Origin of the sequence: Arthrobacter hankyongi (genome assembly GCF_022012395.1) — a bacterium.
Lineage (GTDB): Bacteria > Actinomycetota > Actinomycetes > Actinomycetales > Micrococcaceae > Crystallibacter > Crystallibacter hankyongi.
Genome location: NZ_JAKLTQ010000004.1, coordinates 68,446 through 92,267, shown reverse-complemented (window position 1 = coordinate 92,267; position 23,822 = coordinate 68,446). Strand labels below are relative to the sequence as shown.

The 23,822-nt window shown below is 65.1% G+C and carries 21 protein-coding genes, 1 pseudogene and 1 riboswitch; of the genes and pseudogenes, 11 read left to right on the top strand and 11 right to left on the bottom strand.

Annotation, left to right across the window (positions count from 1 at the left end; genetic code table 11):
- Positions 1-36: 36 nt before the first annotated feature.
- Positions 37-2,562, bottom strand: coding sequence for a non-ribosomal peptide synthetase (locus LVY72_RS08070; RefSeq protein ID WP_237819521.1), 2,526 nt, complete (start codon positions 2,560-2,562; stop codon positions 37-39).
- 132 nt (positions 2,563-2,694) lie between these two features.
- Positions 2,695-2,832: a hypothetical protein gene (locus tag LVY72_RS08065; protein ID WP_237819519.1), complete on the bottom strand. Its 138-nt coding sequence runs from the start codon at positions 2,830-2,832 to the stop codon at positions 2,695-2,697.
- 216 nt (positions 2,833-3,048) lie between these two features.
- Here LVY72_RS08065 and LVY72_RS08060 point away from each other — a divergent pair, with 216 nt between their 5' ends.
- From LVY72_RS08060 to LVY72_RS08050, 3 genes are all read left to right on the top strand, one after another.
- On the top strand, positions 3,049-3,504 hold the full coding sequence (locus LVY72_RS08060) for a hypothetical protein (RefSeq protein ID WP_237819517.1): 456 nt from the start codon (positions 3,049-3,051) through the stop codon (positions 3,502-3,504).
- The gene (locus tag LVY72_RS08055; protein WP_237819515.1) at positions 3,501-3,815 is read left to right on the top strand and encodes a winged helix-turn-helix domain-containing protein; all 315 of its coding nucleotides are present in this window, start codon (positions 3,501-3,503) and stop codon (positions 3,813-3,815) included. The genes LVY72_RS08060 and LVY72_RS08055 overlap by 4 nt, the downstream gene beginning before the upstream one ends.
- A 597-nt stretch (positions 3,816-4,412) precedes the next feature.
- Positions 4,413-4,480, top strand: a riboswitch (guanidine-III (ykkC-III) riboswitch).
- Positions 4,481-4,490: 10 nt separating this feature from the next.
- A complete protein-coding gene (locus LVY72_RS08050; RefSeq protein WP_237819513.1) occupies positions 4,491-4,805 on the top strand; it encodes a DMT family transporter in 315 nt (104 codons plus the stop codon).
- 155 nt (positions 4,806-4,960) lie between these two features.
- Here the strand turns inward: LVY72_RS08050 and LVY72_RS08045 are convergent, their stop codons facing one another.
- Together LVY72_RS08045 and LVY72_RS08040 are read right to left on the bottom strand one after the other, a co-directional pair.
- A complete protein-coding gene (locus LVY72_RS08045) occupies positions 4,961-5,452 on the bottom strand; it encodes a hypothetical protein (RefSeq protein WP_237819511.1) in 492 nt (163 codons plus the stop codon).
- Between the two features lie 197 nt (positions 5,453-5,649).
- The gene (locus tag LVY72_RS08040) at positions 5,650-5,793 is read right to left on the bottom strand and encodes a hypothetical protein (protein ID WP_237819509.1); all 144 of its coding nucleotides are present in this window, start codon (positions 5,791-5,793) and stop codon (positions 5,650-5,652) included.
- A 346-nt stretch (positions 5,794-6,139) separates the two neighbouring features.
- Between LVY72_RS08040 and LVY72_RS08035 the strand changes: the two genes are divergently transcribed.
- The 5 genes from LVY72_RS08035 (at position 6,140) to LVY72_RS08015 (ending at position 10,151) form a co-directional block, all read left to right on the top strand.
- Positions 6,140-6,607, top strand: a complete 468-nt coding sequence (locus tag LVY72_RS08035; protein WP_237819507.1) for a GNAT family N-acetyltransferase — start codon at positions 6,140-6,142, stop codon at positions 6,605-6,607.
- 238 nt (positions 6,608-6,845) lie between these two features.
- Positions 6,846-8,225 carry a DUF7793 family protein gene (locus tag LVY72_RS08030; RefSeq protein WP_237819505.1) on the top strand — a complete coding sequence of 460 codons (1,380 nt, stop codon included), beginning with the start codon at positions 6,846-6,848 and terminating at the stop codon, positions 8,223-8,225.
- 155 nt (positions 8,226-8,380) lie between these two features.
- On the top strand, positions 8,381-9,022 hold the full coding sequence (locus LVY72_RS08025) for a trimeric intracellular cation channel family protein (RefSeq protein ID WP_237819503.1): 642 nt from the start codon (positions 8,381-8,383) through the stop codon (positions 9,020-9,022).
- A gap of 161 nt (positions 9,023-9,183) precedes the next feature.
- Positions 9,184-9,885 carry an arginase family protein gene (locus LVY72_RS08020; protein WP_308190719.1) on the top strand — a complete coding sequence of 234 codons (702 nt, stop codon included), beginning with the start codon at positions 9,184-9,186 and terminating at the stop codon, positions 9,883-9,885.
- Positions 9,807-10,151, top strand: a complete 345-nt coding sequence (locus LVY72_RS08015) for an arginase family protein (RefSeq protein ID WP_237819905.1) — start codon at positions 9,807-9,809, stop codon at positions 10,149-10,151. Before LVY72_RS08020 ends, LVY72_RS08015 begins: the two co-directional genes overlap by 79 nt.
- A gap of 1,175 nt (positions 10,152-11,326) precedes the next feature.
- Here the strand turns inward: LVY72_RS08015 and LVY72_RS08010 are convergent.
- The 3 genes from LVY72_RS08010 to LVY72_RS08000 form a co-directional block, all read right to left on the bottom strand.
- Complete coding sequence (locus LVY72_RS08010; protein WP_237819499.1) at positions 11,327-12,070, bottom strand: glucose 1-dehydrogenase; 744 nt, start codon at positions 12,068-12,070, stop codon at positions 11,327-11,329.
- A 552-nt stretch (positions 12,071-12,622) separates the two neighbouring features.
- The gene (locus LVY72_RS08005) at positions 12,623-13,444 is read right to left on the bottom strand and encodes an SDR family NAD(P)-dependent oxidoreductase (RefSeq protein ID WP_237819497.1); all 822 of its coding nucleotides are present in this window, start codon (positions 13,442-13,444) and stop codon (positions 12,623-12,625) included.
- Between the two features lie 247 nt (positions 13,445-13,691).
- Entirely contained in the window at positions 13,692-15,206 is a 1,515-nt protein-coding gene (locus tag LVY72_RS08000; RefSeq protein ID WP_237819495.1) for an APC family permease, read from the bottom strand.
- Positions 15,207-15,438: 232 nt separating this feature from the next.
- On the opposite strand from LVY72_RS08000, the gene LVY72_RS07995 reads away from it, so the two are divergent.
- Positions 15,439-15,846 (top strand): nuclear transport factor 2 family protein, encoded by a 408-nt coding sequence (locus tag LVY72_RS07995; RefSeq protein WP_237819493.1) that lies wholly within the window; start codon positions 15,439-15,441, stop codon positions 15,844-15,846.
- Between the two features lie 754 nt (positions 15,847-16,600).
- Complete coding sequence (locus LVY72_RS07990; protein WP_237819491.1) at positions 16,601-17,188, top strand: TetR/AcrR family transcriptional regulator; 588 nt, start codon at positions 16,601-16,603, stop codon at positions 17,186-17,188.
- Between the two features lie 825 nt (positions 17,189-18,013).
- Here LVY72_RS07990 and LVY72_RS07985 read toward each other — a convergent pair.
- A complete protein-coding gene (locus tag LVY72_RS07985) occupies positions 18,014-19,543 on the bottom strand; it encodes a class I adenylate-forming enzyme family protein (protein WP_237819489.1) in 1,530 nt (509 codons plus the stop codon).
- Between the two features lie 157 nt (positions 19,544-19,700).
- Here LVY72_RS07985 and LVY72_RS24605 point away from each other — a divergent pair.
- Positions 19,701-20,591 (top strand): annotated as a pseudogene (locus LVY72_RS24605) (enoyl-CoA hydratase-related protein).
- 68 nt (positions 20,592-20,659) lie between these two features.
- On the opposite strand, the gene LVY72_RS07970 reads toward LVY72_RS24605, so the two are convergent.
- The 3 genes from LVY72_RS07970 to LVY72_RS07960 form a co-directional block, all read right to left on the bottom strand.
- Positions 20,660-21,619 (bottom strand): NADPH:quinone oxidoreductase family protein, encoded by a 960-nt coding sequence (locus LVY72_RS07970; protein WP_237819483.1) that lies wholly within the window; start codon positions 21,617-21,619, stop codon positions 20,660-20,662.
- A gap of 457 nt (positions 21,620-22,076) precedes the next feature.
- Positions 22,077-22,283 (bottom strand): hypothetical protein, encoded by a 207-nt coding sequence (locus LVY72_RS07965; RefSeq protein WP_237819482.1) that lies wholly within the window; start codon positions 22,281-22,283, stop codon positions 22,077-22,079.
- Positions 22,284-22,534: 251 nt separating this feature from the next.
- Positions 22,535-23,680 (bottom strand): saccharopine dehydrogenase family protein, encoded by a 1,146-nt coding sequence (locus LVY72_RS07960; protein WP_237819480.1) that lies wholly within the window; start codon positions 23,678-23,680, stop codon positions 22,535-22,537.
- Between the last annotated feature and the right edge of the window lie 142 nt (positions 23,681-23,822).

The following is a 23,822-nucleotide window of genomic DNA, read 5'->3' as shown; positions in this document are numbered from 1 at the left end:
GGCCGGGCCTGCCGCAGCCAGGCCCGGGCGGTTCGGCTACCCCCGGCCCTTCGGGCCGGTTCCCGCCCCGGCGGTCCGCCGCCGTCGGACAGTATTAGTTAGCCACAGGCACAGCGCCCAGTATGCCGCGCCGGCGGCCAGCGAGGCGGCCACGGCAAGGGCCGGGCTGATCGGCGCCAGGCCGGGGTAGACCAGCCAGTGTGTCAGGTAGGCATACAGCGACGAGCTGGCCAGCAGCGCCAGCAGCCGGTGCAGGCCGGCCGGCACCGGGACCGCGGGCAGCCAGGCGAGCACCAGGATGCCGGCCAGGATGGTGGCGTCGCGGGCCGGATCGCCGAAGAAGCCCGGGACGGCCAGCGCGGCGATGGCGGAAACGGCAGCACGCTGGGGCAGGGTACGGGCCCGGGCAATGGCCCAGCCCAGGGCGAAGAGCCACAGCACCGGCGCCGGCTTCGGCACGGAGAGTTCCACGATCCCGAAGCGGGTCAGCAGTCCTGCGGCGGTCAGCGCCAGCGGGAAGGCGAGCGGGAAGCGCCGCTCGGCGCGGTCCGCCCACGGCACCGCGAGCAGGACCGCCATGGCGCCGAGCACGTAGACCAGCATCTCAATGAACCAGAAGTCCCACTGCGTGGTCCAGGTCTCCGGCCCGAGGAAGGAGTTCAGCAGCACGAGGTTGGCGGGGCTGTACCTGTCGGTGGCCAGGTAGGCGAACGCGATGAACGCCAGGCTGGGCACCACGATCCTGCCCAGGCTGCGCAGCTGGCGGCGCAGGCGCGACAGCCGGCCGCCGTTGAGCTGGAAGCGTGCGAAATTGTATCCGGCCACCGCCATCAGGACGTGGGCCATGCCGGGCCAGTGGAACAGGTGGGCGTGCGTGCCGATGATGAAGACGATCGCCACGGCCCGCAGCACGATGCCGGCCTCCAGCGGAGCGAAGAACCTTCGCATGCGCCGGCGCTGCTGCGGGCGCGGTGCCAGCTCGCGGACGGTTCTAAGGTGCCAGTCCGGCGGCAGGCTCCCCAGCGCGCGCTCCAGCCGCAGCGAGGCTGCCACGTAGGACAGCGAGTCCCCACCGAGCGAAACGAACGTGTCGTCCTCGCCGACATCGCTTCGCTCCAGCGTCTCGGCGAGGATCGTGCGGACATCATCCGGCCCGTCGGCCGGGCCGCTGCGGGGTTCGGCAGGTTCCGGCGCGTCGAGGGCGAGGACCGCGGCGTAGTCCAGCTTGCCGGTGGGCAGCCGGGGAAGGCGTTCGACGGCGTGCACCCCGATGGCTGTCCGCGGCAGCCCGATCTCCCGGGCCAGGGTCTTGGCCAGCAGGCCCGGCTCGTGACCGCCCTCGACGGCGATCACGAGCCGGTGGTCCGAGCCTGCGGCGGCCGCCGGCACGCCAAGCGCGGCGAGGATCCGTTCGACTTGGCCGAGGTCGATGCGCAGGCCCACGATCTTGACGAAACGGCTGCGCCGGCCGACCACCTCGTACAGTCCGGACGGGTGCTGCCGGGCGAGGTCGCCGGTGCGCAGCTCCTCGATGGTGCGGCCGGCAGCGAGGTCCGCCGGGTTCCCGGCATAGCCGAGCATGACGTTCGGACCCGTGTAGACCAGTTCCCCGTCCGCCAGGCCGGGTACCGGGTCGATGCGGAAGGCGCCGCCCGGCACCGGCACCCCGATCATTCCCGGGTTGCCGGCTGCCAGGTCAGGCGGCAGGTAGGCCATCCGGGCGGTGGCCTCCGTCTGGCCATACATGACGAACAGGTCCCAGCCGCGCCGGCGGCCGAGCCCGGCATACCGGACCACGGTGTCGGGATCGAGCCGGCCGCCGGCCTGGGTCAGGTAGCGCAGGCTGGGCAGGTCCATGCCCGGGAACCCCACCCGTTCGAGCAGTTCGAAGGTGTACGGCACGGCCGCGAACGACGTCGCCCGGCGGCTCCGGAACAGCTCCCAGAAACACGGGTCGACGACGGACAGGTCCGTGAGCACAAGGCCCGCACCACGCAGCAGATGGCTGTTGATCACCGACAAGCCGTAGCAGTAATGCATCGGCAGCGTGGTCGCGGCCCGGTCGCCGGTGCCGATGGACAAATACTCGGCAATGGCTTCGGCATTGGCCTGCAGGTTCTCGTGCGAGAGCCGCACGAGCTTGGGGGTGCCGGTGGAGCCGGACGTACTGAGCAGCAGGGCAAGCTCGGGGTGCAGCTCGTGGCGGCTGCCGGGCCGCCGTTTCTCCAGCACCGGCTCCCCGTCCCCCGGCCGCATGACGACGTCGGGATCATAGGCCGCGACGAGCGACTGCAGGGCCGCCGGCTTGTCCGCCGGGACAAGCAGCAGCGGGTGGCCGGCGGACAGCGCCGCCAGGTAGGCCACGAGCGAGTCCAGATCATTGGCCGCGGCCAGCGCCACCAGGCGCCGCAGCGGGCCCAGCCGGGCCGCCACGGCACCAACCCGGTCGGCCAATTCCCGGTAGCTGAGGACCAGGTCCCCGGCAAAGACGGCCGGACGGTCTGCGTAACGGGCCAGCTCGTCGGCGAACGGCACCCGGGCGGGGAGAAGCTGAATGGTCACCACCGCAGGTTAGTAGATTAGCCTTACCTAAGTCCAAGTGCGTGGAAACGTGGGTTCACGGCGGAAACCCGCGGCCGATTAAAACACGGATGCCCCATTCCTGACGGAATAGGGCATCGACGATCGGGCCGGTCAGGAGGAGTAGAAGAACCGGTAGATGTAGAAGTAGTACTTCCCGCCCGACTTGAAGCAGGTGCCGGTCATGTTGGCCTGCGCAATGGAAGTCCAGCGCCAGGCTTCGCAGGTCGCCTTGTAGGTGTACGGACCCATCTTGACATTGACGGCCGGGGCATAGAAGTCCGCTGCGGCCAGGCTTGCGCACCAATCCTCACCGGCAGGATCATCGGGCCGGAAGCCGGGAGCCGTCCGTGATCGGGCGGGATGCTGGCGCAGCTCGGAAATATGAGAAAACTACTTTCCATAAAGAAAGTAGTTATCGTATTATGGTGACAACCGGTCGGTTCAAAGCCAACAGAGGAGACCCCAATGACAAACGAACCTTCCTACGAGTCACGCCACAGCCTGGATGAGCAGCTGCGGGCAGCCGAAGCCGGCGGAAGCGGCGGCGCACGCATCTCACGCTCCGCGGACCGGGCCGGTGCCCGCTACGCCGCCGTGATGGCCGGGCTGATGTCGCTGTACCTGCTGGTCGTCGCCTACGTTTATCCGCAGGACATTCTCTGGCTGGACATGGTGGCCACGGCGGTCTTCGTCGCCGGCATGGTCGTCACCTGTGTCCGGTACGGACGCCGGCGGCGCGCTTCCAGCCTGGGCTGGTCCAAGCGGTATTCGGTCGGTTCCGCGCTCAGTACCGGGCTCTTCGGACTAGGGGTGGCGCTGCTGGTCCTGACAGATTCGCGCGAAACCTGGCTGTGGGTCCCCTATGCCGTGGTGACGGGACTGCCGCTTCTGGTCGCCGGTCTGATAAGGGGCACCCGGTGAGCGCCGAGGGCGCGTCCACACATCCAAGGCTCCTGCTGGACGAGCATCTGAGCCTGCCGGTCCGGTTGAGCATCGCGGCCGCGCTCGCCCGGGTGGATGATGCCGAGTTCGGCACGGTGCGCGACGCCATCGAGGTCAGCGACCCGGTGCTCAGCAAGCAGATACGCGTGCTTGAGGATGCCGGCTATGTCAGCGTCCGAAAAGGCTACGTCGGCAAGCGGCCCCGCACCTGGCTGAGCCTGACCAATGAGGGACGCGCGGCGCTGGACCGGCACCTGAAAGCCCTGCACGCACTCATCGCCGACCTGTGACCGCCGGAAACACCGAAGACTCCCACGGCGATCCAGAACATGCAACAGCCAAAGGAATCCGGCCTGAAAGATAACAAAATGCCGCAGATCGATGAGCACTGACGGATGCTTCAGGTGCGCGGGCCCTGCCCATCACGGCGTCGTTGAATTCAACTTCGGTGGGCCGGATATTGAACAGGATCCGGCATGCACGGTCGCGGTCAACTGGCCCTGCAAGTACTCGAGCACGGCGGCGCCGAAGACCTCGTCCTGCAGTTCGAGGTCTTCGGCGGAAAATTGCCATGCTGAAGAGCGCCGGGGCCCAGGCATCCTGGTTACCAAGACCGGGCCCGGCCGGTTCGCGGTTGAACGGCACGACGACGTCCCGTTCGGGCTGACGCAGGAAGTCGTCATTTAGCTCGTACGCGGACAACGCCACGATGACAGACCACACCGGCAGTGCTTCCAAGCCCGCCGCCCGCCGACAGGCGAGCATATTGGAACCCACAGCAACGGAATCTTTCGCTACAGCTACCCAACTGGATGGCATGTGGTTTAGGACGTGGCCATGGTCACCGATCCCGGTTTGCCTCCGCCTGCCTGGCGTGCGATCTTGGAAAAGAGCCCAAGAAAGCGGGCTCCCGGACGAGGGATGCCGTACCCGGTGTGCGACAAGACGGCCTGCAGGAGTCTGTCATGTCGTGGGTTGTTCTTGTTGTTTCCGGTGTCCTGGAGGCCGTGTGGGCCACCGCCATGGGCAAGTCCGAGGGTTTCAGCCGCCCGGTCCCATCGATCGTCTTCGTCGTCGCCTTGATTGCCAGCATGGGCGGCCTCGCGTACGCGATGCGGTCACTTCCCTTGGGGACCTCGTATGCGGTGTGGGTGGGAATTGGAGCCGTCCTGACCGTTGTTTATGCAATGGCCACCGGTGCGGAATCCGTATCCGTGCTGAAGGTCCTGTTCCTGGCCATGATCGTCGGCGGCGTTATCGGGCTCAAGGCCTTGCACTAGCGCCTGAGGCTGCTGTGCATCTGCCGGAGTCGGTTGAGACACAAGACAGTGTGTACGCCGTTATGGCCCGGTTCCACCGACAGGCCGAAGATCCCTCCGCATGCAGTATCCGCTGGGTCCGCTAAACGGTCTCCTGCTGTGACGCTGGACCTGGCTCAGGCCGGGGCGGACAGCGACATCGAGACTGCACCGGCCGAAACAATGAAGGACAGGATGCAGACGCAGTAGATGCCGAAGTACTTGTCCCGCGGCTGCACGGTCTTTCTCCGCGGCGCCCAGCGCAGGAACCCGATGAAACCCAGCAGGGGCAGAAACAGCAGCAGAGCCCCCGCGTTGAGCAGGGCCGCCAGGCCTGCCGCAAAGGCCGCGACGAGCAGGGTGACGGCGCCCAGGGTCATGACCGCCTCGCGCTGCCGGCCGGGCACCCTGGCCTGCAGCCACCACCGCCCGGTCTGCAGCACAACTGCGGCGGCCAGTCCCGAGAGCACGGGGGTCGTGAAACGCTCTGCCGCGGAAACGTCGGCGCCGTGCGAAGACAGCCAGGGCAGGAAGAGCCGGGCCAGCCCGCCCATCAGTCCGAAAGCTACGGGACCCAGGAAGGTCAGCCAGAAGCCTATGCGCCCTTTCGGGTTGTGCTCATCATCCACACCGGAACCGTACCCCGGCGCAGGCATCATCCCGCCTCAACAGAACCAGGTGCCGCCGCTCCGCGCTTTGCCCGGACACGGCGAGGACGCAGAACCGGCATTACCGTGTGAGTCCGAATGTGCTCAATGCCCCGCTTACATCTGCTTCCATAACTGCCGGCCCCAAATCAGAGAGTCCTGATTCTGTGCCGCCGCGATCAGGACAAACGCCGGAATTCCCCCGGCCTGAGCTGCACGTAGATCGGCAACACCATCTGGATAGGGGTAACGCCGACCGGCTCGTCGAGCAGCTCGTCGATCGAGGTCTGCCCTTCCAGCTCGCAGGTCTGGTCCCTATCCATGAATCGACCATAAACGCACCGAATGCTCGGAACACTTAGACTCGCGTTTCAGGAGCCAAACAGGCTTCTTCAAGAGCCAAGCCACCGGCGTGTGCCGACATCAGCGCATATGTCCGGTTGACTCCGGCGAATCGCAGCAGCGCGAACCCGACGGAACCGAAGACGGTCCTGCGTGGCTGGCGGGGTCTTCACCCGGACGGCCCCTTTTCAAGGGACAACGCCGTCGCGTCCCGGGCGTGGCGGTTTGACGGCACATCGGGCGCGCCTGCCCGTGCCCGCACACGGGGCCCGTCCCGCGTCAGCCGCCGGACTTTCCGACGCGGCCGCCAGCCCCCAGAATGGCTCCATGGCCGTCACGGAAGTTTCCCTTGCATCGACCGGACAGGCGGACGTGGTGGGGCGTCTGCTGTACGACTTCAACGCCGAGTTCGAAACGCCCGGCCCGACGGCAGGGCAACTGGCAGCCCGCTTCGGATGCCTCCTGGCCCGGGATGACGTGCTGGTGCTCCTATCCGGGGATCCCGGGGCGCCGAGCGGTTTCGCGTTCCTGACCCTGCGGCCCACGCCGTACTACGACGGGCCGCTGGCCCAACTCGAGGAGCTCTATGTGCAGCCCGGTCTGCGCGGCCGGGGCATCGGCACCGCACTACTGACGACGGCGATCCTCCGGGTCCGCGAGCGCGGCGCAGCCGAGGTGCACATCAACGTCGACGAGGTCGACGCCGACACGCGCCGTTTCTACGAACGTCACGGCTTTACTAATGTCGAGCCGGGTAAGGACTACCGGATGCTGTGCTACCTCCGCGAGCTGTGAATCCGGCAGGCATCAGGCCAGCCATCCACCGTTAGAAAGTGCACGTACTGAATTGCAGTTCGGGTGGAACTTCCATAAAATTGCGCTCGGAATGCCGAATTTTTTGGTTAAACCTTTCAAATTCTTAAGGTTTACGATTCGGCGCGGGCAGCGGGAACGATTCCCGACCTGATCGTTCGCCGCCAGCATGGAGTGCGCGTCCCGCCGGGAACAACGGAAACATTGAGAGGAACCTGTTTTGCACCGATCCCTGCCCCGCGCCGGAGCCGCCGCAGACCTGCTCGGGGTGGCAATTAGGCGCACCGCCGGCGGCACCGTCCACGTGCGCTATTCAGCCAACGTCCACGTCGGCGCGACCGAGGCGCGGCAAATCCTCTCCCTCGTCGAGGAGCTGGCGGCAGGCAGGCTGCGGCCGATGCTGGTGGAACTGGCCGGGCTCGGCTCGGTCAGCGCCGCGGCGATGGCCCTGTTCTCGAAACGGCTGCCGGTGTGCCGCCTGGCCTTGGTCGGGATGTCGCCGGTAGACATGGCGGTCGCGACATTCTTCAACAAGGTCCACCGCCCGCCCTATCCGGTCGCATACTTCTCTTCGTGCCCGGACGCCGTGGCCTGGCTGGCGCAGCAGTCCCTCGAAGCCGAAACCGAAGACTCCCCGCAGCCCGAACTGCCCCATGCCACCGCCGGCGGATCCGCGGCGGCTGCCCGGGCCCCCGGCCCGGCAAGCACATCCGGGCAGGCCGCCGGCCCGCAGCAGACAACCGGTCCGGCCCGGCTTTGGAAGAAACTGGCCAGGCTATTCGTCCCCGGCTCCGCGGCTGATACCACCGGCGGCCGGCACGGAGGCTCCGGTCCTGACACCCTTGGTCCGAAAATCCCGGCACGGCCCGTACCTGCCGAAACGCGCCAGCAGGTCACCGATGGCTACCACGGCAAGACCGGGTCCAAATCCTTCCCCAAGGCGATAGCCATCGCCGTCGCCCTTGATTACGAGCACGTCGGCGCGTTCACCGGGATGCTGGGCCAGTGCCCGCCCGCCGAACGCGACCTGATCGTCACCCATCTCTACCGGCACTTCCTCCACTCCCCCCGCCAGCTCGCCCTGTGGGTCAAAACCGCCGGCCACAACTACTTCCATGCCCGCGCACAGGTGGCCAGCACGGGCATCCACCGGGCCCGGGCAAGGCCCGGAAAGATCAGCACCGCCCGGATGACCGACCGGGACAGCGCCGGGTTCAACGTCCGGCAGGAGGCCCGCGACGCCATCGCCCTGATCAACGGCCTGGTCCGCTCCCAGTGGCCCGGACACATCGGCCTCGAAGCCCAGCACAACATCATCAGCCTCGCCGCGTCCCTGGCCCGGCTGCTGATCACCGCCGGCGACCACCACCCGCTCGCCGGCAGCTACCGCGAATACACCGACCTCTACAACGTCCGCCACAGCATCGTCGAGAACGGCACCGGCCTGATCGATCTGGTCCTCAAACATCCCGAAACCACCGGGCTGCTCTGCAAATACATCGAAAGCGGACGCTATGACGGCCCCGACGGACTCCGCCGGGCCGTCCTCCGCAACGCCCTGGCCCTCCGGCAACTGCCCAACACTGTCCGGACACACTAACGCGGCAACACCCGGCCGGCCCGAGGATGATTTCAAAGTAACCATCGCTGCGCCGGACTGACCCCGCCGGACAGGGCGGCTGCGGGCGGTATGATGAGCCGCCGGCAGCCGGTAATCAGAAGGCCCGGCTACAGAACGTACAAGGTGGAGAGGCGATGGACGTGACCTGGTCGTTGGTGCTGGACCTGTTGGGAACGTTTTTCTTCGCCATCTCCGGCTGCCTGCTCGCGGCGCGCCGGGGCTTTGACATCGTGGGGTCGCTGCTCCTGGGCTCCCTCACCGGGCTCGGCGGCGGCGTGCTGCGCGACCTGATCATCGGAGTGACCCCGACCGCCTTCGTCCAACCCGTCTACCTGATACCGCCATTGGCCGCGGCACTGCTGGTCTATTTCCTCGTGCACCATGTCCAACGGTTCCCGCGCACACTGCTGGTTTTCGACGCCGGCGGCCTGGCACTGTTCTGCATCACCGGAGCGGTCACGGCCCTGAACGCTGGCCTGAATCCCGTCGCCGCGGCCGTGCTCGGTGTCACCACCGGCGTCGGCGGCGGCCTGCTGCGCGACGTCGTCGCCAACCGGGATCCGCAACTCTTCAACCCCCGGGACATCTACGCCGTTCCGGCCATGCTCGGAGCGACCCTGATTACCGCGCTGTGGTATCTGGGGCTGTTCAATGTGGTATCCGAGCTGTGCGTCGCGGCCGTGGTCTTCACCCTGCGGGTACTCTCCCTGCACTACGGATGGCGCATTCCGCACGCTGCGGGATCCTGGCACACCCCGCGACCGGACGGGCAATAGCAGGCCGGGACGGCCCGGCGCAGGAAACCGGCGACGGCGCCCGGGGCGTGAGCACCGACGGCTGCCCGAGCGCATCCCCGCGTCCGACGTCGTGATCGGCATCCGCCGCCGGGCGATTGTTTCCCGTGAAACGCCGCCCGCCGAACCGGCCAACGACGCCCATGCGGTTCCGCCCGGACGGATTCACCGTGAGGCCTGCTTGCTGCGATGACGGTCACCCGTTGGTGGGAGACTCGAGGGCTGGCTGCCGGCTGATGGGCCGCTCCCGATGCCATCCCGCTGGAAGAAGGACAACCTTGGACTACCGCCTGATCATCAACCAGGGCAGGGTCGCTGACCGTACCGAAGGCGCCCTCGCCGGGGCCCGGAAGGCCGGACTCGCATTGGCCGAGCACTTCTCGGTCGAGCCGACCGTTGTCGGCCAGCCGTCGCCGGCGGTCCAGGATGACTGGCGGCAGGCTCTGGACCAGGTCGAGGACACTCTGCGCGGGCTCGCCGGGGCTGTGAGCTCGGCTCTGGACGAGGGTCAGGTTCCGCTATTGGTTGCCAATACCTGCGCTGCCAGCATCGCCACCCTGCCCGTGGCGGCAGAAAGGTACCCTGAGGCCGTGGTCCTGTGGATCGATGCCCACGGGGACTTCAACACCCCGGCCAGCACCGAGTCCGGGTACCTGGGCGGGATGGCGCTGGCCGGCGCGTGCGGGCTATGGGACAGTGGCCACGGCGGTATCGTGTACCCGCGGAACGCAATCCTGGTCGGTGCCCGGGCATCGACTCCACGGCGATGGCACTGCTTCAGCACGCCGGCGTCACCATCCTGCCACCGGAACAGGCCACTCCCGAGGCGGTGCTGGAGCTTGTGACCGGCCGCCCGGTCTGGATCCATGTGGACTGGGACGTGCTTGAGCCCGGATATATCCCCACCGCGTACAAAATTCCCGCCGGGATGCTGCCCCGCCAGATCGCGGCAATTTTCGCGGCGCTGCCCGCCGAAAGCATCGGCGGGGTCGAGCTGGCCGTGTTCGAAGCCGGCGATCCGGACGTACCCGAAGTGTTAAGCGTCGAGCTCATTGTGGAGTCCTTCCAACACCTGCAGCAGCCGCTGGCACTTCGGCACCAGACCTCCTGACACGCTCGGCCCGGAGCAGCCGAGCCACTTCGCACGGATTCGACGGGATCGGGTATGGTCCCTGCGGTTGCGGCGGAGATCCCGGCAATCCGGCGGGTTTCCGGGTAGATGCTCCCGGACCTGGCGCTGACCGGTTAGGGCTTCAGTGAGGCGACTATCGCCAAGCACGGCCCAGGGCCCGTCGACCGCGGCCACCCAGTAATGCGCAGCACTTGGAATTCGCCAAGGCCTGCTGCCCTCATATTGTCGAGCAAACAATGGTGTTGGAAGGGCAAGCCGGGTGGCCGATCCTCGCAATCTCCGTGTCGAGCCGACCAGTAAGTTTGTAACCTACAGCTGTAGGGTCTCAACCGACTTGTCACTTTTCAGGCACAACTGGCCGTGGTTCTCACGCACTTGTCCAATCTGATTCTCATCGAACTTGTCACTTTGTATCCCACCGACTAGACACCGCAGGAGCGGCATGAGCGACATGGCAGCACCACGCTGCCCCGGAGGCGGCCACTTCTCTCTGAATCTTCAAGGGCAGCGTTGGCACTCCATGAACCGACGCAAGCAGCGACAGCTCAGACCACGCAATAGGCTATCGACGGGCGGCTGGAGCAGCGCCTATCTGCTGGTCGAGACAGTACCGCCGCCCCTTCGTCTGACGCGGATTTGCCAAGGCCTGCTCGGCCCCCTGGCGTCATCATCAACGATGGTACTAACCGTCATATTCACGGTTATCGGCACTTAAACGCCAGACGAGTGGACGGCGCATATGTCGCGTACCGGGAGGTGCTCTCCCCTCGATCTCTGGGAGTCGACATGCCCTCCTTTCATCGGCGTTTCCAGGTTCTGATCTTCGGTGTGTCTCATATCCCGCTATGACAAGCCGCTCTGACTTGCTGCGGCCGAGTTAGTCCGCGGCCAATCCCGTTCTGGCTCGGGCATGAGAAGGCATGCTGTAAATGGCCTGACGGTGCTGCGGGTTAGGCACCCACAAGTAAACCGCTCTTTAGCTGCCTGCTTGAGGTCCATGGAAAGGTTCGTCGACAGGACCTTAGCCTGGGTATTCGGCGCCTCCTGCCTGACCGGATCTCCAGGTTCGAAGGCACGGCTGGAGTTCCGCTGTCCGGCCAGGCGAAGGCTTGTTGTCGTTTCGACAGGTTTAAGACAGTGCCGGCCATCGCCCGCTACGACAGGAATGCTCCGGCGGTTGCTGCTCCGTCAATGACGTGTTCGGCGCCTGAGATATAGCCGGACTCGTCGGAGAGCAGAAACAGCACGAGCTGGGCTACGTCGGACGGGGTTCCATAGCGTCCCAAGGGAATCTGGGCCGGCGTTGTGACAGCGCCGGTGTCCCCGACCGCTCCGGCAATCATGTCCGTCAGGGTATCACCGGGGTGCACGGAGTTGACCCTGATGCCGTACGGAGCCAGCTCAAGGGCCGCAGCCTTCGTCATGCCCCGAACGGCCCATTTCGATGCCGTATAGGAAAAGCAGTCCGTGAAACCAATCATTCCCGCGGTGGAGGAAATGTTCACGATGGAACCGCCGCCGGAAGTGCGCATCGCCCCTGCAGCCGCCTGCATGCCGAGGAAGACGCCTTTCTGGTTCACGTCAATGGTCCGCTGCCATTGCTGGTCGGAGGTGCTTTCCAAGGTGCCCTGGAGCAGGATCCCGGCGTTATTCACGAGTCCTGTCGGTGGCCCGAGGTGCTCCGACGCCATAGCGACGGCCTGATGCCAGTTATCTTCCCGGGTCACGTCAAGCGGGACGAAGCGGGCCGCATCACCCAAGGATTCGGCCAGCTTCCGTCCCTCGTTGGTCAGCACGTCGCCGATGAGCACCCGGCCGCCTTCCTCCACGATCCGGCAGGCATATGCCGAACCCATTCCCCGCGCCCCGCCGGAGACTATGACTGTCTTGCCGGACATCCGTCCTCTGCCGCCGGACGTCCCGGTTACAGCGGAAGAAGAAATCGGTGGCCGGGGACCCGTATTTGGATTCATGCTGTGAGGATCACTTTCTGGCAGATTCTGCCGTCCGGTCATGCGAGGTGGAATGGAGTGCGGCCGGCGATAGGGGCCATCATGCCGGGCGGTGCCGAGCGGCTGATGTTGATGTATTGACGATGGTTTCCTCGATGATCAGGCGCATCAGGAAACCGTGGTCAATACGCTTGGATTGGTTGAAGTGTGTCCTCGACTCGGTCGTTGGAGTACTGAATACCGCCTACCGGCCCGCTCAAGGCAGGTTTCCATCGATCTCGACAGTTATGGCTACGAGGCTCTTTGGGGCGGATCCAGGACAATGCGATCCAGATGGATGTGTGACGAGAATTAGATGACGCACGATGTGACGAACCAGGTGTTTCGGTCGAGTTGACTGCGCTCGTTGTACGCTGAGGCACCTCAGCACCGGCGACCCGAAGCGGAAAGCCGGCGCCGGGACAACACCCGGCGGACATTCTGTCCTCATCCTGGTCGTCAGCCCCCAAGCGGAATCATCGGCTCCGGCAGCGTCTCCATCACGAACAGGTTCGAGGTCAGGCCCCCGTCGACGACCAGATTCGCGCCGGTAATAGCCGAGGCCTCATCGGAAGCGAGGAAAGCAACCGCTGCGGCAATCTCCTCCGGCTCGATCAGCCGGCGGATGGGCACCCGGGTGAAGTCATTGAGCATGTGTTCAAGCACGTTGGGTGTGGAGGTCTTGTGAACCATATCGGTGTTCACGAAGCCGGGCGCGACGCAGTTGATCCTCACCCCGAACGGAGCGAGCTCCATGGTCATCGTCCGTGCCATGCTCACGACGGCGGACTTGGTGGCCGAGTACGCCGTAACGGGTCCGTCCGCGCCGAGCGCGTCGATGGACGAAATATGGATGATGGAGCCTTTTCGGTTGTCGGCCATGCCCTTGGCCACCGCCTGTGACATGAGGAAGGTGCCGACGACATTAATGTCGAAAATCTCCCGGATGGTTGCAGCATCGACTTCAAGGAAAGGCGGCTCGTCGAACACCGCGGCGTTGTTTACCAGAACGTCGATCTGCCCCCACCGCTCCAGCGCAGACGTAATCACCCGCTTGACATCCTCCTCGGAAGAGATGTCGGCGGAGAGCGCCCAGGCCCGTCCGCCGGCGCTCTCGATCGCAGTGACCGTATCGGCCAGCGGCCCGAGTGAACGGCCGACGACCAACACCTCCGCACCTTCCATGGCGAGCTTACGGGCGATCGACTGGCCGATGCCGCGGCCGGCACCGGTCACGATGGCATTGCGGCCTTCGAGTCGTCGATAGTTGGGCTGCATCATATCGGGGTTCTCCTTTGTTATGACCTGGGAAGGTTTGGCTTCCCAGATTCGGACAAATAGGTTTGGGTCTGGTGCGGCGACGGTGAAGGGATGCGCAAGCACTATACGACCCGTGGTTGATGACGCTGAATGACTTGGCCCGAGCCACCAGCGGCCCGTCAACTGCCACGCCTTTCCGGATACGACGAAGAGTCCGGATTTCCTGAAGAGTCCGCCGTCGCTCAACTTACGAGATCAAGCCGGCGTCCTAGCGCTGCCCGGCAGATGAGGTTGCGATTTCATCCTGGAATTCCTCATCGGTTTGCCCACGGGCGGTTCCCAGGCGCGCATAGATCTCCGGACGTGCAATGCGGAAGTAGATCGCAGCGGCCATGCCTGCCACGAGAGCTCCTGCAAGGACCAGCAGCAGTCCGAGGCTTTGTCCGGCATCACCGCCGACCACGAGCTCGAAGTGCAGAATCACCAGGACAATGATGATCGAAAATGCAGCGAACGCTATAAAGGGTGCTACAACCACGTTCCAGACCGTGAATTTTGAACGCAGTTCCCGGCGGCGCCGGAACCAAGCGATTACGGCCAGGCTCACCAGCGCCATGAGTGCGAGAATGCCGGTCGACCCCAGGCCGCCGAACTGGCCGTACAGCACGGACGGGTCCGTACCGGCCAGCAGGAACGGGATAAGTCCAATGGCGACAACGGCCGATACGGTGGTCGAGGCGGTGTGTGGCGACTTATGTCGGGGGTGCACGCGTGCGAGATATGAAGGCAGGGCACGGTCGGTGCCAAGGTTGTGCACGTAGCGGGCGATCACGTTGTGAATGGAGAGCAACGCCGCAATTGCCGAAGTGGCAATGAGAACGAAGGCGATCTGGGAGAACGCAGGTCCCACGAAGTGCCCTATGGCGTTGCCGAACATGGTGGCCGGCTCGTTCGTAGCCGTGTCGACGGCTGCGCTGCCATAGGCCGAGACGAGAGCGTAGCAGGAAAGGGTGTACAACACCCCGATGAAGATGACCGCAAGGTAGGTGCTGCGTGGAACTGTAGTATCCGGTGCCTTGACCTCGTCCCGGTAGAGGGCCGTGGCTTCGAAGCCGATGAAGACCATGACAACGAAGACCATCGTGATGGGCATGTCGCCCTTGGCGAACTCGGCAGGGCTAAACGGTGCGAGGCTCAGTCCTTCGGCTCCACCCCTGGCTAGGGTGGCGACATTGAAAATCATTACCAGGGCCACTTCGAGAACCATAACGAGGCTGAGGACCTTCGCGGACAGTTCGACGTGAAAATACCCCAGGACGCCCACGACTGCCCAGCTCACCAGGGACCACAGCCACCACGGGGTCTCGGGTCCGCCGAAGCTGGCGATGAGTGAGGTCGCGGTAATGCCGGCAAAGACGTAGACCCCGGCCAGTAAGGCCAGGTAGGCAATCACGGCAAGGAAGGCGGCGCCCAGTCCGGCGGCCTTGCCCAGCCCTGAGGTGATGTAGGCGTAGAAAGCTCCAGGTGTGGGCAGCGTGCGCGTCATTGCGATGTACCCCACGGCGAAAATCATCAGGAGCACGGTCGCCACGGCGAATGCCACCGGCGCGGCCTGCCCGGCGAAGATGATCGTGAACGGTATGTATCCGGAGACGGACACGATTGGAGCGGAGAAGGCTAGAACACTAAGGACAAGCGAGGCCATGCCCATCCGGCCCGAAAGGCGGGTTTCCTTGCGGCCGGACGAAGGCTCCGATTGTTTGACGGTGGGTTCGGCGGTCATGAGGGTATCTTTCGTGATCGTGCTCGTGCTCATGCAGGAGCAGTAACGCGGCTGTATGAACTGAATCACCATTAAGGAGATAGGTCAAGAACTTTTTTCTCACGCAGCCAAGCTATTGCCTTGAGCGCCCGGAAACAGCCATAATCGAGCAGACATTCAGACAACAGGGCGTCTCCCAATGAATTTAACGCTCATAAGATTGATCGACTGCCCGAAACAACAAGGAGAGAACGTGTCCAAAGAGTCTTCCCTCAGCCTCCTGCATGATTACCACGCGGCATGGGAACGAGGAGATCAGGCCGCCGGCATTGCCTTCTTTGCCGATGACGTGGTTGTCCACATGGGCGGCAATGGCCCGCTTGCCGGGGATTATCACGGCCGCGATGCCTTCGCCAAGGACTGGATCGGCCGTGTTGCCGACTACACCGACACCTGGGAGGTCGGCGGGCAGAACGAGGTCCTGCTGGCCGGGGACGACGGGGTGCTCCTGATGGTCCACGAGGTCTGGACCAAGGGTGACCGCAGCGTCTCCACCGACCGCCTGGGGCTGTACAAGTTCGCCGACGGCAAGATCGTCGAGTGCTGGTTCAGCGACATGAACCAGCACGAGGTCGAAAGCTTCTTCGGGGACCTGGACTAAGACCGCGGGCCTGCCGGCCCTGGTCCGCTTCCGTCCGTTCCGTGGTTTTCCTGTGCCAGCCTCTGGGGGTACACGAAAACCATGGAAGGTCTTGGCGATCTTGCGAACCAGGCTGGGATGACGCCTCGGCGGCCTGCGGCTGCAACCATTCCCCCGCGGCCCGGCGGCTGGTCCGGGAGCAAGCCGGGCCCTTCAAGTGGCCTCCGGCCCCGCCGTCGACGGATCCGGCGCGTGAAGCCAATGCAAGGACGGCGGACGCACAAGGGCAGGCCGTTCCAAAGCCGTGAAGACGCCCCGCAGGCGTTCCTGCAGCGGCGTGGGCGGAAACCGGCACCGCGCCGAGGAGCCGGACGCCCACCCCTCCCCGGTGCGCACGCCGCAGCCCACGCGGCCGAGGCGCGAAGCACCTTCGGGAGGCAGGCGTATGCTCTGCCGGACCTGCCGTGCCTGTCGGGGCGGCGCAATCTGGCCGTGGAGGTACGCCTTCACTTCCTAAACGCCGATTTGTCCCTCGGCCTTCCAAAACGCCGATTTGACCTCAGCGTATGGTGCGAAACGCTTGATGGGCGTTAAGCTCGTTGATGAGGGATCGTCGATCGGCCGCCAGACGCGGTTGCGCTGGCGCGGCCCGCAAAATCGTAGGCCGTCAGCAGATAAGGATTCGTGAATGGTACTGAGTCGAACTGCCAGCAGGACGGGCGCTGGGGGCAAACGCTCTGCGGGCAGCGCAGATACAATCGGCCGGGACCGGGTCATGAAGGTGGCCCTGCAGAAGTTTCTGCAGTATGGCTATGCGGGAACCAGCATGAAGGCCCTCGCCCAGGAACTGGGGGTGTCCGCACCGGCCCTCTACTGGTACTTCCCTTCCAAGGATGACCTTTACGTTTCCGTACTCGACGCTTCCATGAAGGACTTCCTCGGCCACGTCCGGGAGTCGATCACGGAGGAGGAGCCGGTTCACAAATTGGGCCAGATCGTGCGCGCCCACGTGACCTGGCAGCTTCAGCAGCTAGGGGCTGCCCGCGCCTTCGATCTGACGATGACGTATAGAGGCGAGTCCCACGATCTCCCCCCCGAGCGCCTTGCCTCGGTCTTCGAAATGCAGCGCAAGTATGTGCGCGAGGTCGGGGAAGTCCTGCAGGCGGGCAAGGACCGCGGTGTCATGCGGGTGGACGACGTGACGACAACGGCGTTCGCCATCATCACGCTGTGCGACTACGTGTTCACCTGGTTCGATCCGCAGGGCGGAATGTCCGTTGCGGCGGTCGCCAACCGGTACGAAGGCCTCGTGAGGAATATGGTGGGGGCCTCCGCCTCCGGGAGTGTGCCGGAAGCGGGCTAGGGCACGTCAACCGGGAGGAGAATATTCCAGTCCGGATGTCAGAGTGCGGGAACAACGCCGCAGACCGTCAGGCGCCGGCATCCGGGTTGTTCCGTATGGCCCAAGGGACCGCATCGCTCATCCGGCCGACCACCGCGGTGATGCGGCAGTCCATAAAGCCCTGTCGCGGATGCCGATGCCACAGCCTGATGTTCACGGCTTGCTCCCCCGGATCGGTTGCCGGCAGGACGGCTTGCCCTTGCGCCTTCTGTACAGGGCTGAAGATCCGGTACCGCAGGAGTTGATTCGGAGCAGCGGCTGTGTCCCTGACATGCTCGGTCCGGATAGTGCGCCTGAACCTGCCAGTCGGCCAGGGGTTTCCGTCCTGCACGGCCTTCCCCAATGCTGCCTTTCGTACCGCAGCTCGCCGTTTTGCCCAGCCGGGGCTTCACGCCGGCAGGATTCCCAACCGTCGGCGGACCCGGACCGGCAGCCGCGCCCCGGGCCACAAAGATCAAGCTGCCGCAGCCGGGCAAGCAGCGATCCAAGGGTGCGGTCCGGCCGCGCCGGTTGGGAGACATTACCCATGGTGCCGGAGCACAGCTGCGTAACCCCAATGGCAACAGCGGTCCTGATCAGCATAGCGAACAAGCCGGTGGAAGGCCGGGCGCCAACGGCACGGAACAGCCATACTCAGGGCAGGCCCTGGCCGGGAGAGGGCACGGCTCCAGGCCAGTGGCCGGACCCGCGCGCGGACGGCGGGCCCGGTCTGCCTGGTCGGAGCTGGTTTGAGGCTCGCGTGGATTTCGCCGGAAACCGCAGGAACCAAGGTGCCCTCCCGGCACCTCAGGCCTGACGTGCCAACCCCTGGGCCGCCAGGCCCTGGACGCGGGCTGCCACGGCGCGTCGATCTATCTTGCCGCTGGCCGTCCTGGGCAGCGGGTTGAGAACTTCGATCCGTTCAGGAACCGCGTAGTCAGGAAGCCCCGACCGCATCGATTCCCGGGCGGCATCCTGATCGAATGCCTGTCCAGGGCGTTCCTCGATGGCTGCCCACACCCGGTTCTGCAGGATCGGATCGGGCACCGCGAAGACACAGCTCTGTCCCACCGATTCCAGACCGGCCAGTACGGCCTCCACGTGGGCGGGCAGCACCTTTTCGCCGCCGCGGTTGATGACGTCGTCGACCCGGCCCTCGATGTAGTACAGCCCGTCGTCGACTCTGGCGAGGTCACCGGTCCGCAGCCAGCCCTCGTGGATCTTTGATGCGGTCAGCTCGGGCTGGCGCCAATAGCCCTGCATCATTGTGGGTCCCTGGACCCACAACTCGCCCACCGCGCCCGGCGCCACGTCGACCCCGTCTTCACCTACGATGCGAATGCTCGTGCCGGGGACGGGGAAGCCGACGGACTCGCCATAGTCGCGGGCATATTCAGGCGTCAGGAACGACACGGCCGACCCGTACTCGGTCATCCCGTAACCGTGGAACGGCCGAAGGTTCGGCCATTTGGCCAGCAGTTCGTCGATCCAGGCTCCCGGCATGGGCGAGCCACCGTAGAGAAGGACCCGCACCGAGGCCAGGGCTTTGTCGGCCCCGTCGGCCAGCATGATCAGGCGAATGATGCTCGGAACTGCCGCCAGATAGGTCACCGGACGAGCCGAGAGTGCGGCGACGGACTCCTTCGTACTGAACTTGTAGAGAAGATCGGTGCGAGCTCCCAGGAGCAGCATGTGGCCAAACTGGTCCACGAATCCCGTGTTGTGGAACATCGGCACGACCACAAGGGTCGAGTCGTCCTGGTGGGTTCCCAGTACGCGGACGAAAGCCCAGGAGGCTTCAGCCAGCGCCTCCTGTGTGAGGGTGGCGCCCTTGGGCTTTCCGGTGGTCCCGGAGGTAAAGCTGATGAGGGCCGGGGACCGCGGATCCGGCGACGGGAACCCTGCAGTGGCCGGACTCTGGTTGTCGTCGCTGAGCCGCCTGACCCGTTCCGCCGGAACATGCGAGGCAATTTCCGAATGGGCATCATCGGCCAGGACGAGCACCGCCTCGAGCAGATCGACTTGGTCTGCGAACTGTGTTGCGTTCAGCCTGTTGTTTGCCGGCGCAATCATGGCTCCCAGCGACAGAACGGCCAGGTAGTGGACAACCCAGGCAATCGTATTGTGGCCCACGATCACGACGCGGTTGCCGGGCTTCACGCCCTGCTCGGCGAGCCAGGCCATGCAACGGAAGACTCTCTCCGACAACTGGGCATAGGTCAGCTCCTCCGGCCCCGCGGTGAGGGCCGGATTCCCTGGAGTGGCTGCCGCCCAATGTGCGAGTGCTGCCGACAGTGTCGGGAAGGGCAGCGGCCGGTCGTCAAGGTGCTGTTTCATAAAGCAGGTACTCCTCGTAACTTGCGCAAAGTCCAAAGGGAATTTCGGTTGGTGCTCTCCTCGGCCACAGACGCAGAACAGAATGCCGCGTCTCTCTTGCAAGCACCCAAGCCCAAACAGACTATTGTCTATTTAACGTTAATTCAATAATCTATAGATGCCCTTCCCACCAGTCAAGCAAATACCGGCAGAAGGCAGAAAATCCGGGGCTGGCCCGCTCCTGCCCTGCACCCGGCATTCATCTCCGGCTTTGGAGGCCCCCATGAGTTTGCCCGATGTCCATATCGATAGAGACGGACCGGTCATGGTCGTCACGCTCGATCGACCGAAGGCCAACGCGATCGACGCCGCGACGAGCCGGGCGCTGTATGACGCCTTCTCGATGCTGCGCGATGATGTTTCCCTGCGGGCGGCTGTCCTGACCGGGGCCGGTAAGCGTTTCTTCAGTGCGGGATGGGATCTGAAGTCGGCCGAAGCGGATGAGGCCTCCGGCGCGGACCATGGACCGGGCGGATTCGCCGGCCTGACGGAACTGTTCGGCCTCGGTAAGCCCGTCATTGCGGCAGTTAACGGTGCAGCCTACGGGGGCGGCGTGGAATTGATGCTGGCAGCGCATTTGGCCGTGGCAGCCGAGACGGCTGTGTTTGCGGTCCCGGAAGCCCGGCTGGGCGTCCTGCCCGACGCCGGCGGCCTCCTCCGCCTTCCGGCCCGCCTGCCACGTCCGGTGGCCCTGGAGCTGTTGCTGACGGGCCGGACCTTCAGCGCACTGGAGGCGCAGCAATAGGGCCTGGTGAACAGGCTCGTTCCCGCGGACCGGGTACTCGCCGCGGCCAAGGATCTGGCCTTTACGATCTGCGAATCCGCGCCATTGTCGGTCGCTGCAACCTTGGAGGTCGTCGAAGCGGTAGAGGGCTATGGCGAAGAGGAAGCCTTCCGCATCTTGCGGAACGATCTTCCGACCGTCGCGAAGGTTGTTCATTCCATCGACGCCAAGGAAGGGGCCCGCGCCTTTGTGGAGAAGCGCCCGCCCATTTGGCGTGGATGCTAACAACTGCGGCCGCCGCTCGCCTGCCCGCCCCGGCATCAGAGGTCGAGGCGCAGGCCGGGCGAAACGGCTCAGGACAAAGACAGGACTATCCGTCCCACGACAGAACGTGCGGAGAGCCGTTCCAATGCCGGGCCGTAGTCGTTCAGCGAGCCCCCTTCCCGGACGGTGGGCTTGATGTAACCTGCCTCTGCGAGTGTCATCAGCTCATCCCAAGCCTTTCGACTGAGTCCCTGCTGCCATAGGTAGTCGGACTCAACGCCACGTACATCGGTGTTGGTGAGCAGCAGCCGGTTCACCTTAACCGTGGGGATCTCGCCGGACGCGAACCCCACGACCATGACGCGGCCAAAGGGGGCCAGCGCCCTGAGCGCGTTGGTCATATCGCCGCCGACGACGTCAACGACGATGTCGACTCCGCGACCGCCCGTCAGGTCCCGGACAGTCCCTGGCACCTCGTTTCGCAGCACGGCGTGGTGGGCGCCCGCCTTGAGCGCCGCCGCCGCGCGTTCCGCGCTGGACACCACCGCGATCACCCGGGCTCCCAGTCCCGCCGCGACCTGGATGCTGGCAAGGCCCACACCCCCGGACGCACCCAGGACCATCACCCAGTCCCCCGGCGCCAGGCCGCCCCGGGTGACCAGGCTGAAGTGGGCCGTCAGGTAATTCATGGGAATCGCAGCCCCGTCCGCGAACGGCATCGCTGCGGGCAGCGGATACAGCCGGTCATTGGGCACGGACAAGAACTCGGCAGCCGCACCGTAACTGAGACAACCGGCCACCCGGTCCCCTGGTGAAAACTCGGTCGAGTCGGAGGCCTCCACCACCACGCCGGCAAAATCCGAGCCGGGGCTGAAGGGAAGATCCGGCTTGACCTGGTACTTGCCCTGCGTCATGAGAAGATCCGGGAACGCCGGAGCGACGGCCCGGACCTCAACAAGCGTTTCGTCAGGCCCACGCACCGGGGCTTCGATGTCCACGGCCTGCAGGTCCGAGGGCCCGGTAAGCCCCGTAACGCATACAGCACGCACTGCTCTCTCCTTGTTGGTATGCGGCAATGCTTGAGGCACTGAAGCCCCAGTGTTGCCGGTGTGTTTCTGCCAGAACTCTGTGCAGGAACCCGTCTGGATGGCCGGTCTCCGGTTCCCGCCTGCTCCCTGGCATGTGCCGACCCCGGCCTGTGCCATACCGGCGGCTGTGGGACCTCCCGACGGCGGCCAGGCGGTGGGGTGACCGTTCGATTCTGGCCAGCACTGCCAGACCAATCCAATGCGGTGTTGTCCCGGGTGGGGGATCCCGGGACAACACCGGCGCCCTCCCCACGGAGGGTGGGTGGCGCTTGTCCAGGGCAGGGGATCCCCGGGACAAACGCCTCCTCTCTCCTGCAACCGGCTTGCAGGAGGGCGGCGCCGCCGGCTTCCCCGGCGGTCTTGCCGTATGGGAAACCTGAGGCGGCGGGTTTCGGAAAACTCTTCGTCCACGCTCCGTCTACTGGCGGTGGAAGTTCGCGGACTCCTCATGGGTGTAGCCGTAGGGGACACGCTCACTCAGCGTCAGGACGTAGTGTCCTGCGCCGATTTTCGTGACCAGGATTCCGTGGGCGCGGCTTCGCATTGCCTGCTGCCGCAGTTGCCCTTCCGCGGCATCAAGCCGCTCCTGCGCGTCCCGGAAATTCTTCGCCCGTACGTGGATCATGGGCATTCGTTCCTTACCTTCTTGGGTGGCCAGCGTGTTTGGGGCCGCATTTAAGGGGCGGACCCAAACACGCTGGACGGGACCACCGGGGTACGTCCGGACTTTGTCAGACCCGAATCCCTAAGCCCCCGTTTGTCTTACCTGTTTTTCGTTTCAGATTTGGGCTTGTCCGAACCGGGCGGGCCCTCCCGATGCACGCTCACGCGCCCGGGAGGACCCACACCTATCTGCCTGCTCCCTTTACCCAGGGCTCACCCGGCGACGGTGGCGGCCAGCAGGTCGCGGATCCGCACGTGCTCGACGATCTCCCCGTCGCGGGTCCGGTAGGCGGTCATGCCGCCGCCGCCGGCAGAAACCTCGCGCAGCGATGTGAAGAAGTCTGCGGGGTTCAGGACCTCGGGTGACACCACGCCCGGGCCCGGCACGCGCCCCTGCAGTGCGACCAGGGCCCCGGCGGCTGCAGGAGTTCCTGTTGCATCCTCCTGGCTCATCTTTCCGCCCGAGAGGAAGGAAATCCCTTCGCTGCCAACGCGCACGTCAACGATGAGGCCCGATCCCACGGGTTCGCGGTCCGCATGCTGGGTGCGGGCGGCTTCGAAGATGGTGTGCATGGCCGCGGTACGGTCCTGGCCCTCGGGGAGCCGCGAGATGGCCCAGCCGAGGTGGGTGAAATCCTCCGGGATGAGGCCTCCTTTATTCGATGCTTCCGTGATCCTCGTGAACCGGGGAAGGGTGAGCACCTCCGGATGGCTCAACGTCACGACGAGCTGCTCGCCCACCGGCTCGGGGAACTTCACCCGCTGCGGTTCGAGTTCCTCCCATGTCGGGGTTCCTCCGGCTTCCGGAATCGCGGTGCTGAACGAGTGCGCGAAATGCGGCACCACGGCACCGACCATGTCCTTTGCGTCCACGCACCAGGTAATCGACGCGCTTGCATCGCCGGGCGGCAGCGCGTCGAGGGCGAGCCGGACGAGCACGTTGGTGGTCCCCGGCGCCGAGCCCATGCCAATCAGCGCGGTGACTCCCGCCGCCTTGGCCGCCTCGTTGCGCTGCAGCAGCAGTTCGGTCGCGTCCGCATCGTCGCAGATGTCAACGTAATCGGTCCCGGCTGCGATTGCGGCATCGAGGATGACCGGCCCCAGGGTGTAGTAGGGTCCGGTGCAGTTCACGACCAAGTCGGCGCCGGAGAGAATCTCGTGCAGCTTCCCGGGGTCTGCCAGAAGGTCGAACTCTACCTGCTGCACTTCCTGGTTTCCGGCCTCGATGACCGTGTCATTGCGGAACCGGCGGTCACAGCAGATCAGGCGCAGCTCCGTGGCGGAACGACCCAATCCACGAATAAGTCCTGACGCCTGCGCGCCTCCCGCCCCAAGCACCACCACTGTCGGTTTGCTCATTGTCGGTACCTCTTTCGATGTTCTCTTGACTAGTCCTGTTTGCCGGGCAGGCCGCATGGCGGCCTGCCCCTGTTTCGGCCGTTACCGGATGCGCGCACAATCGTCGACTTCGATGCCGGACCCAAACGTGGTCCAACTGCCG

Bases quoted from the DNA above. Each gene is read 5' to 3' on its own strand.
- LVY72_RS08065 (WP_237819519.1), bottom strand. From the start codon at position 2,832: ATGGGTCCGTACACCTACAAGGCGACCTGCGAAGCCTGGCGCTGGACT.
- LVY72_RS08060 (WP_237819517.1), top strand. From the start codon at position 3,049: ATGACAAACGAACCTTCCTACGAGTCACGCCACAGCCTGGATGAGCAG.
- LVY72_RS08050 (WP_237819513.1), top strand. From the start codon at position 4,491: ATGTCGTGGGTTGTTCTTGTTGTTTCCGGTGTCCTGGAGGCCGTGTGG.
- LVY72_RS08040 (WP_237819509.1), bottom strand. From the start codon at position 5,793: ATGGATAGGGACCAGACCTGCGAGCTGGAAGGGCAGACCTCGATCGAC.
- LVY72_RS08035 (WP_237819507.1), top strand. From the start codon at position 6,140: ATGGCCGTCACGGAAGTTTCCCTTGCATCGACCGGACAGGCGGACGTG.
- LVY72_RS08025 (WP_237819503.1), top strand. From the start codon at position 8,381: ATGGACGTGACCTGGTCGTTGGTGCTGGACCTGTTGGGAACGTTTTTC.
- LVY72_RS08020 (WP_308190719.1), top strand. From the start codon at position 9,184: ATGCGGTTCCGCCCGGACGGATTCACCGTGAGGCCTGCTTGCTGCGAT.
- LVY72_RS08015 (WP_237819905.1), top strand. From the start codon at position 9,807: ATGGCACTGCTTCAGCACGCCGGCGTCACCATCCTGCCACCGGAACAG.
- LVY72_RS08010 (WP_237819499.1), bottom strand. From the start codon at position 12,070: ATGTCCGGCAAGACAGTCATAGTCTCCGGCGGGGCGCGGGGAATGGGT.
- LVY72_RS08005 (WP_237819497.1), bottom strand. From the start codon at position 13,444: ATGATGCAGCCCAACTATCGACGACTCGAAGGCCGCAATGCCATCGTG.
- LVY72_RS08000 (WP_237819495.1), bottom strand. From the start codon at position 15,206: ATGACCGCCGAACCCACCGTCAAACAATCGGAGCCTTCGTCCGGCCGC.
- LVY72_RS07990 (WP_237819491.1), top strand. From the start codon at position 16,601: ATGAAGGTGGCCCTGCAGAAGTTTCTGCAGTATGGCTATGCGGGAACC.
- LVY72_RS07985 (WP_237819489.1), bottom strand. From the start codon at position 19,543: ATGAAACAGCACCTTGACGACCGGCCGCTGCCCTTCCCGACACTGTCG.
- LVY72_RS07965 (WP_237819482.1), bottom strand. From the start codon at position 22,283: ATGATCCACGTACGGGCGAAGAATTTCCGGGACGCGCAGGAGCGGCTT.
- LVY72_RS07960 (WP_237819480.1), bottom strand. From the start codon at position 23,680: ATGAGCAAACCGACAGTGGTGGTGCTTGGGGCGGGAGGCGCGCAGGCG.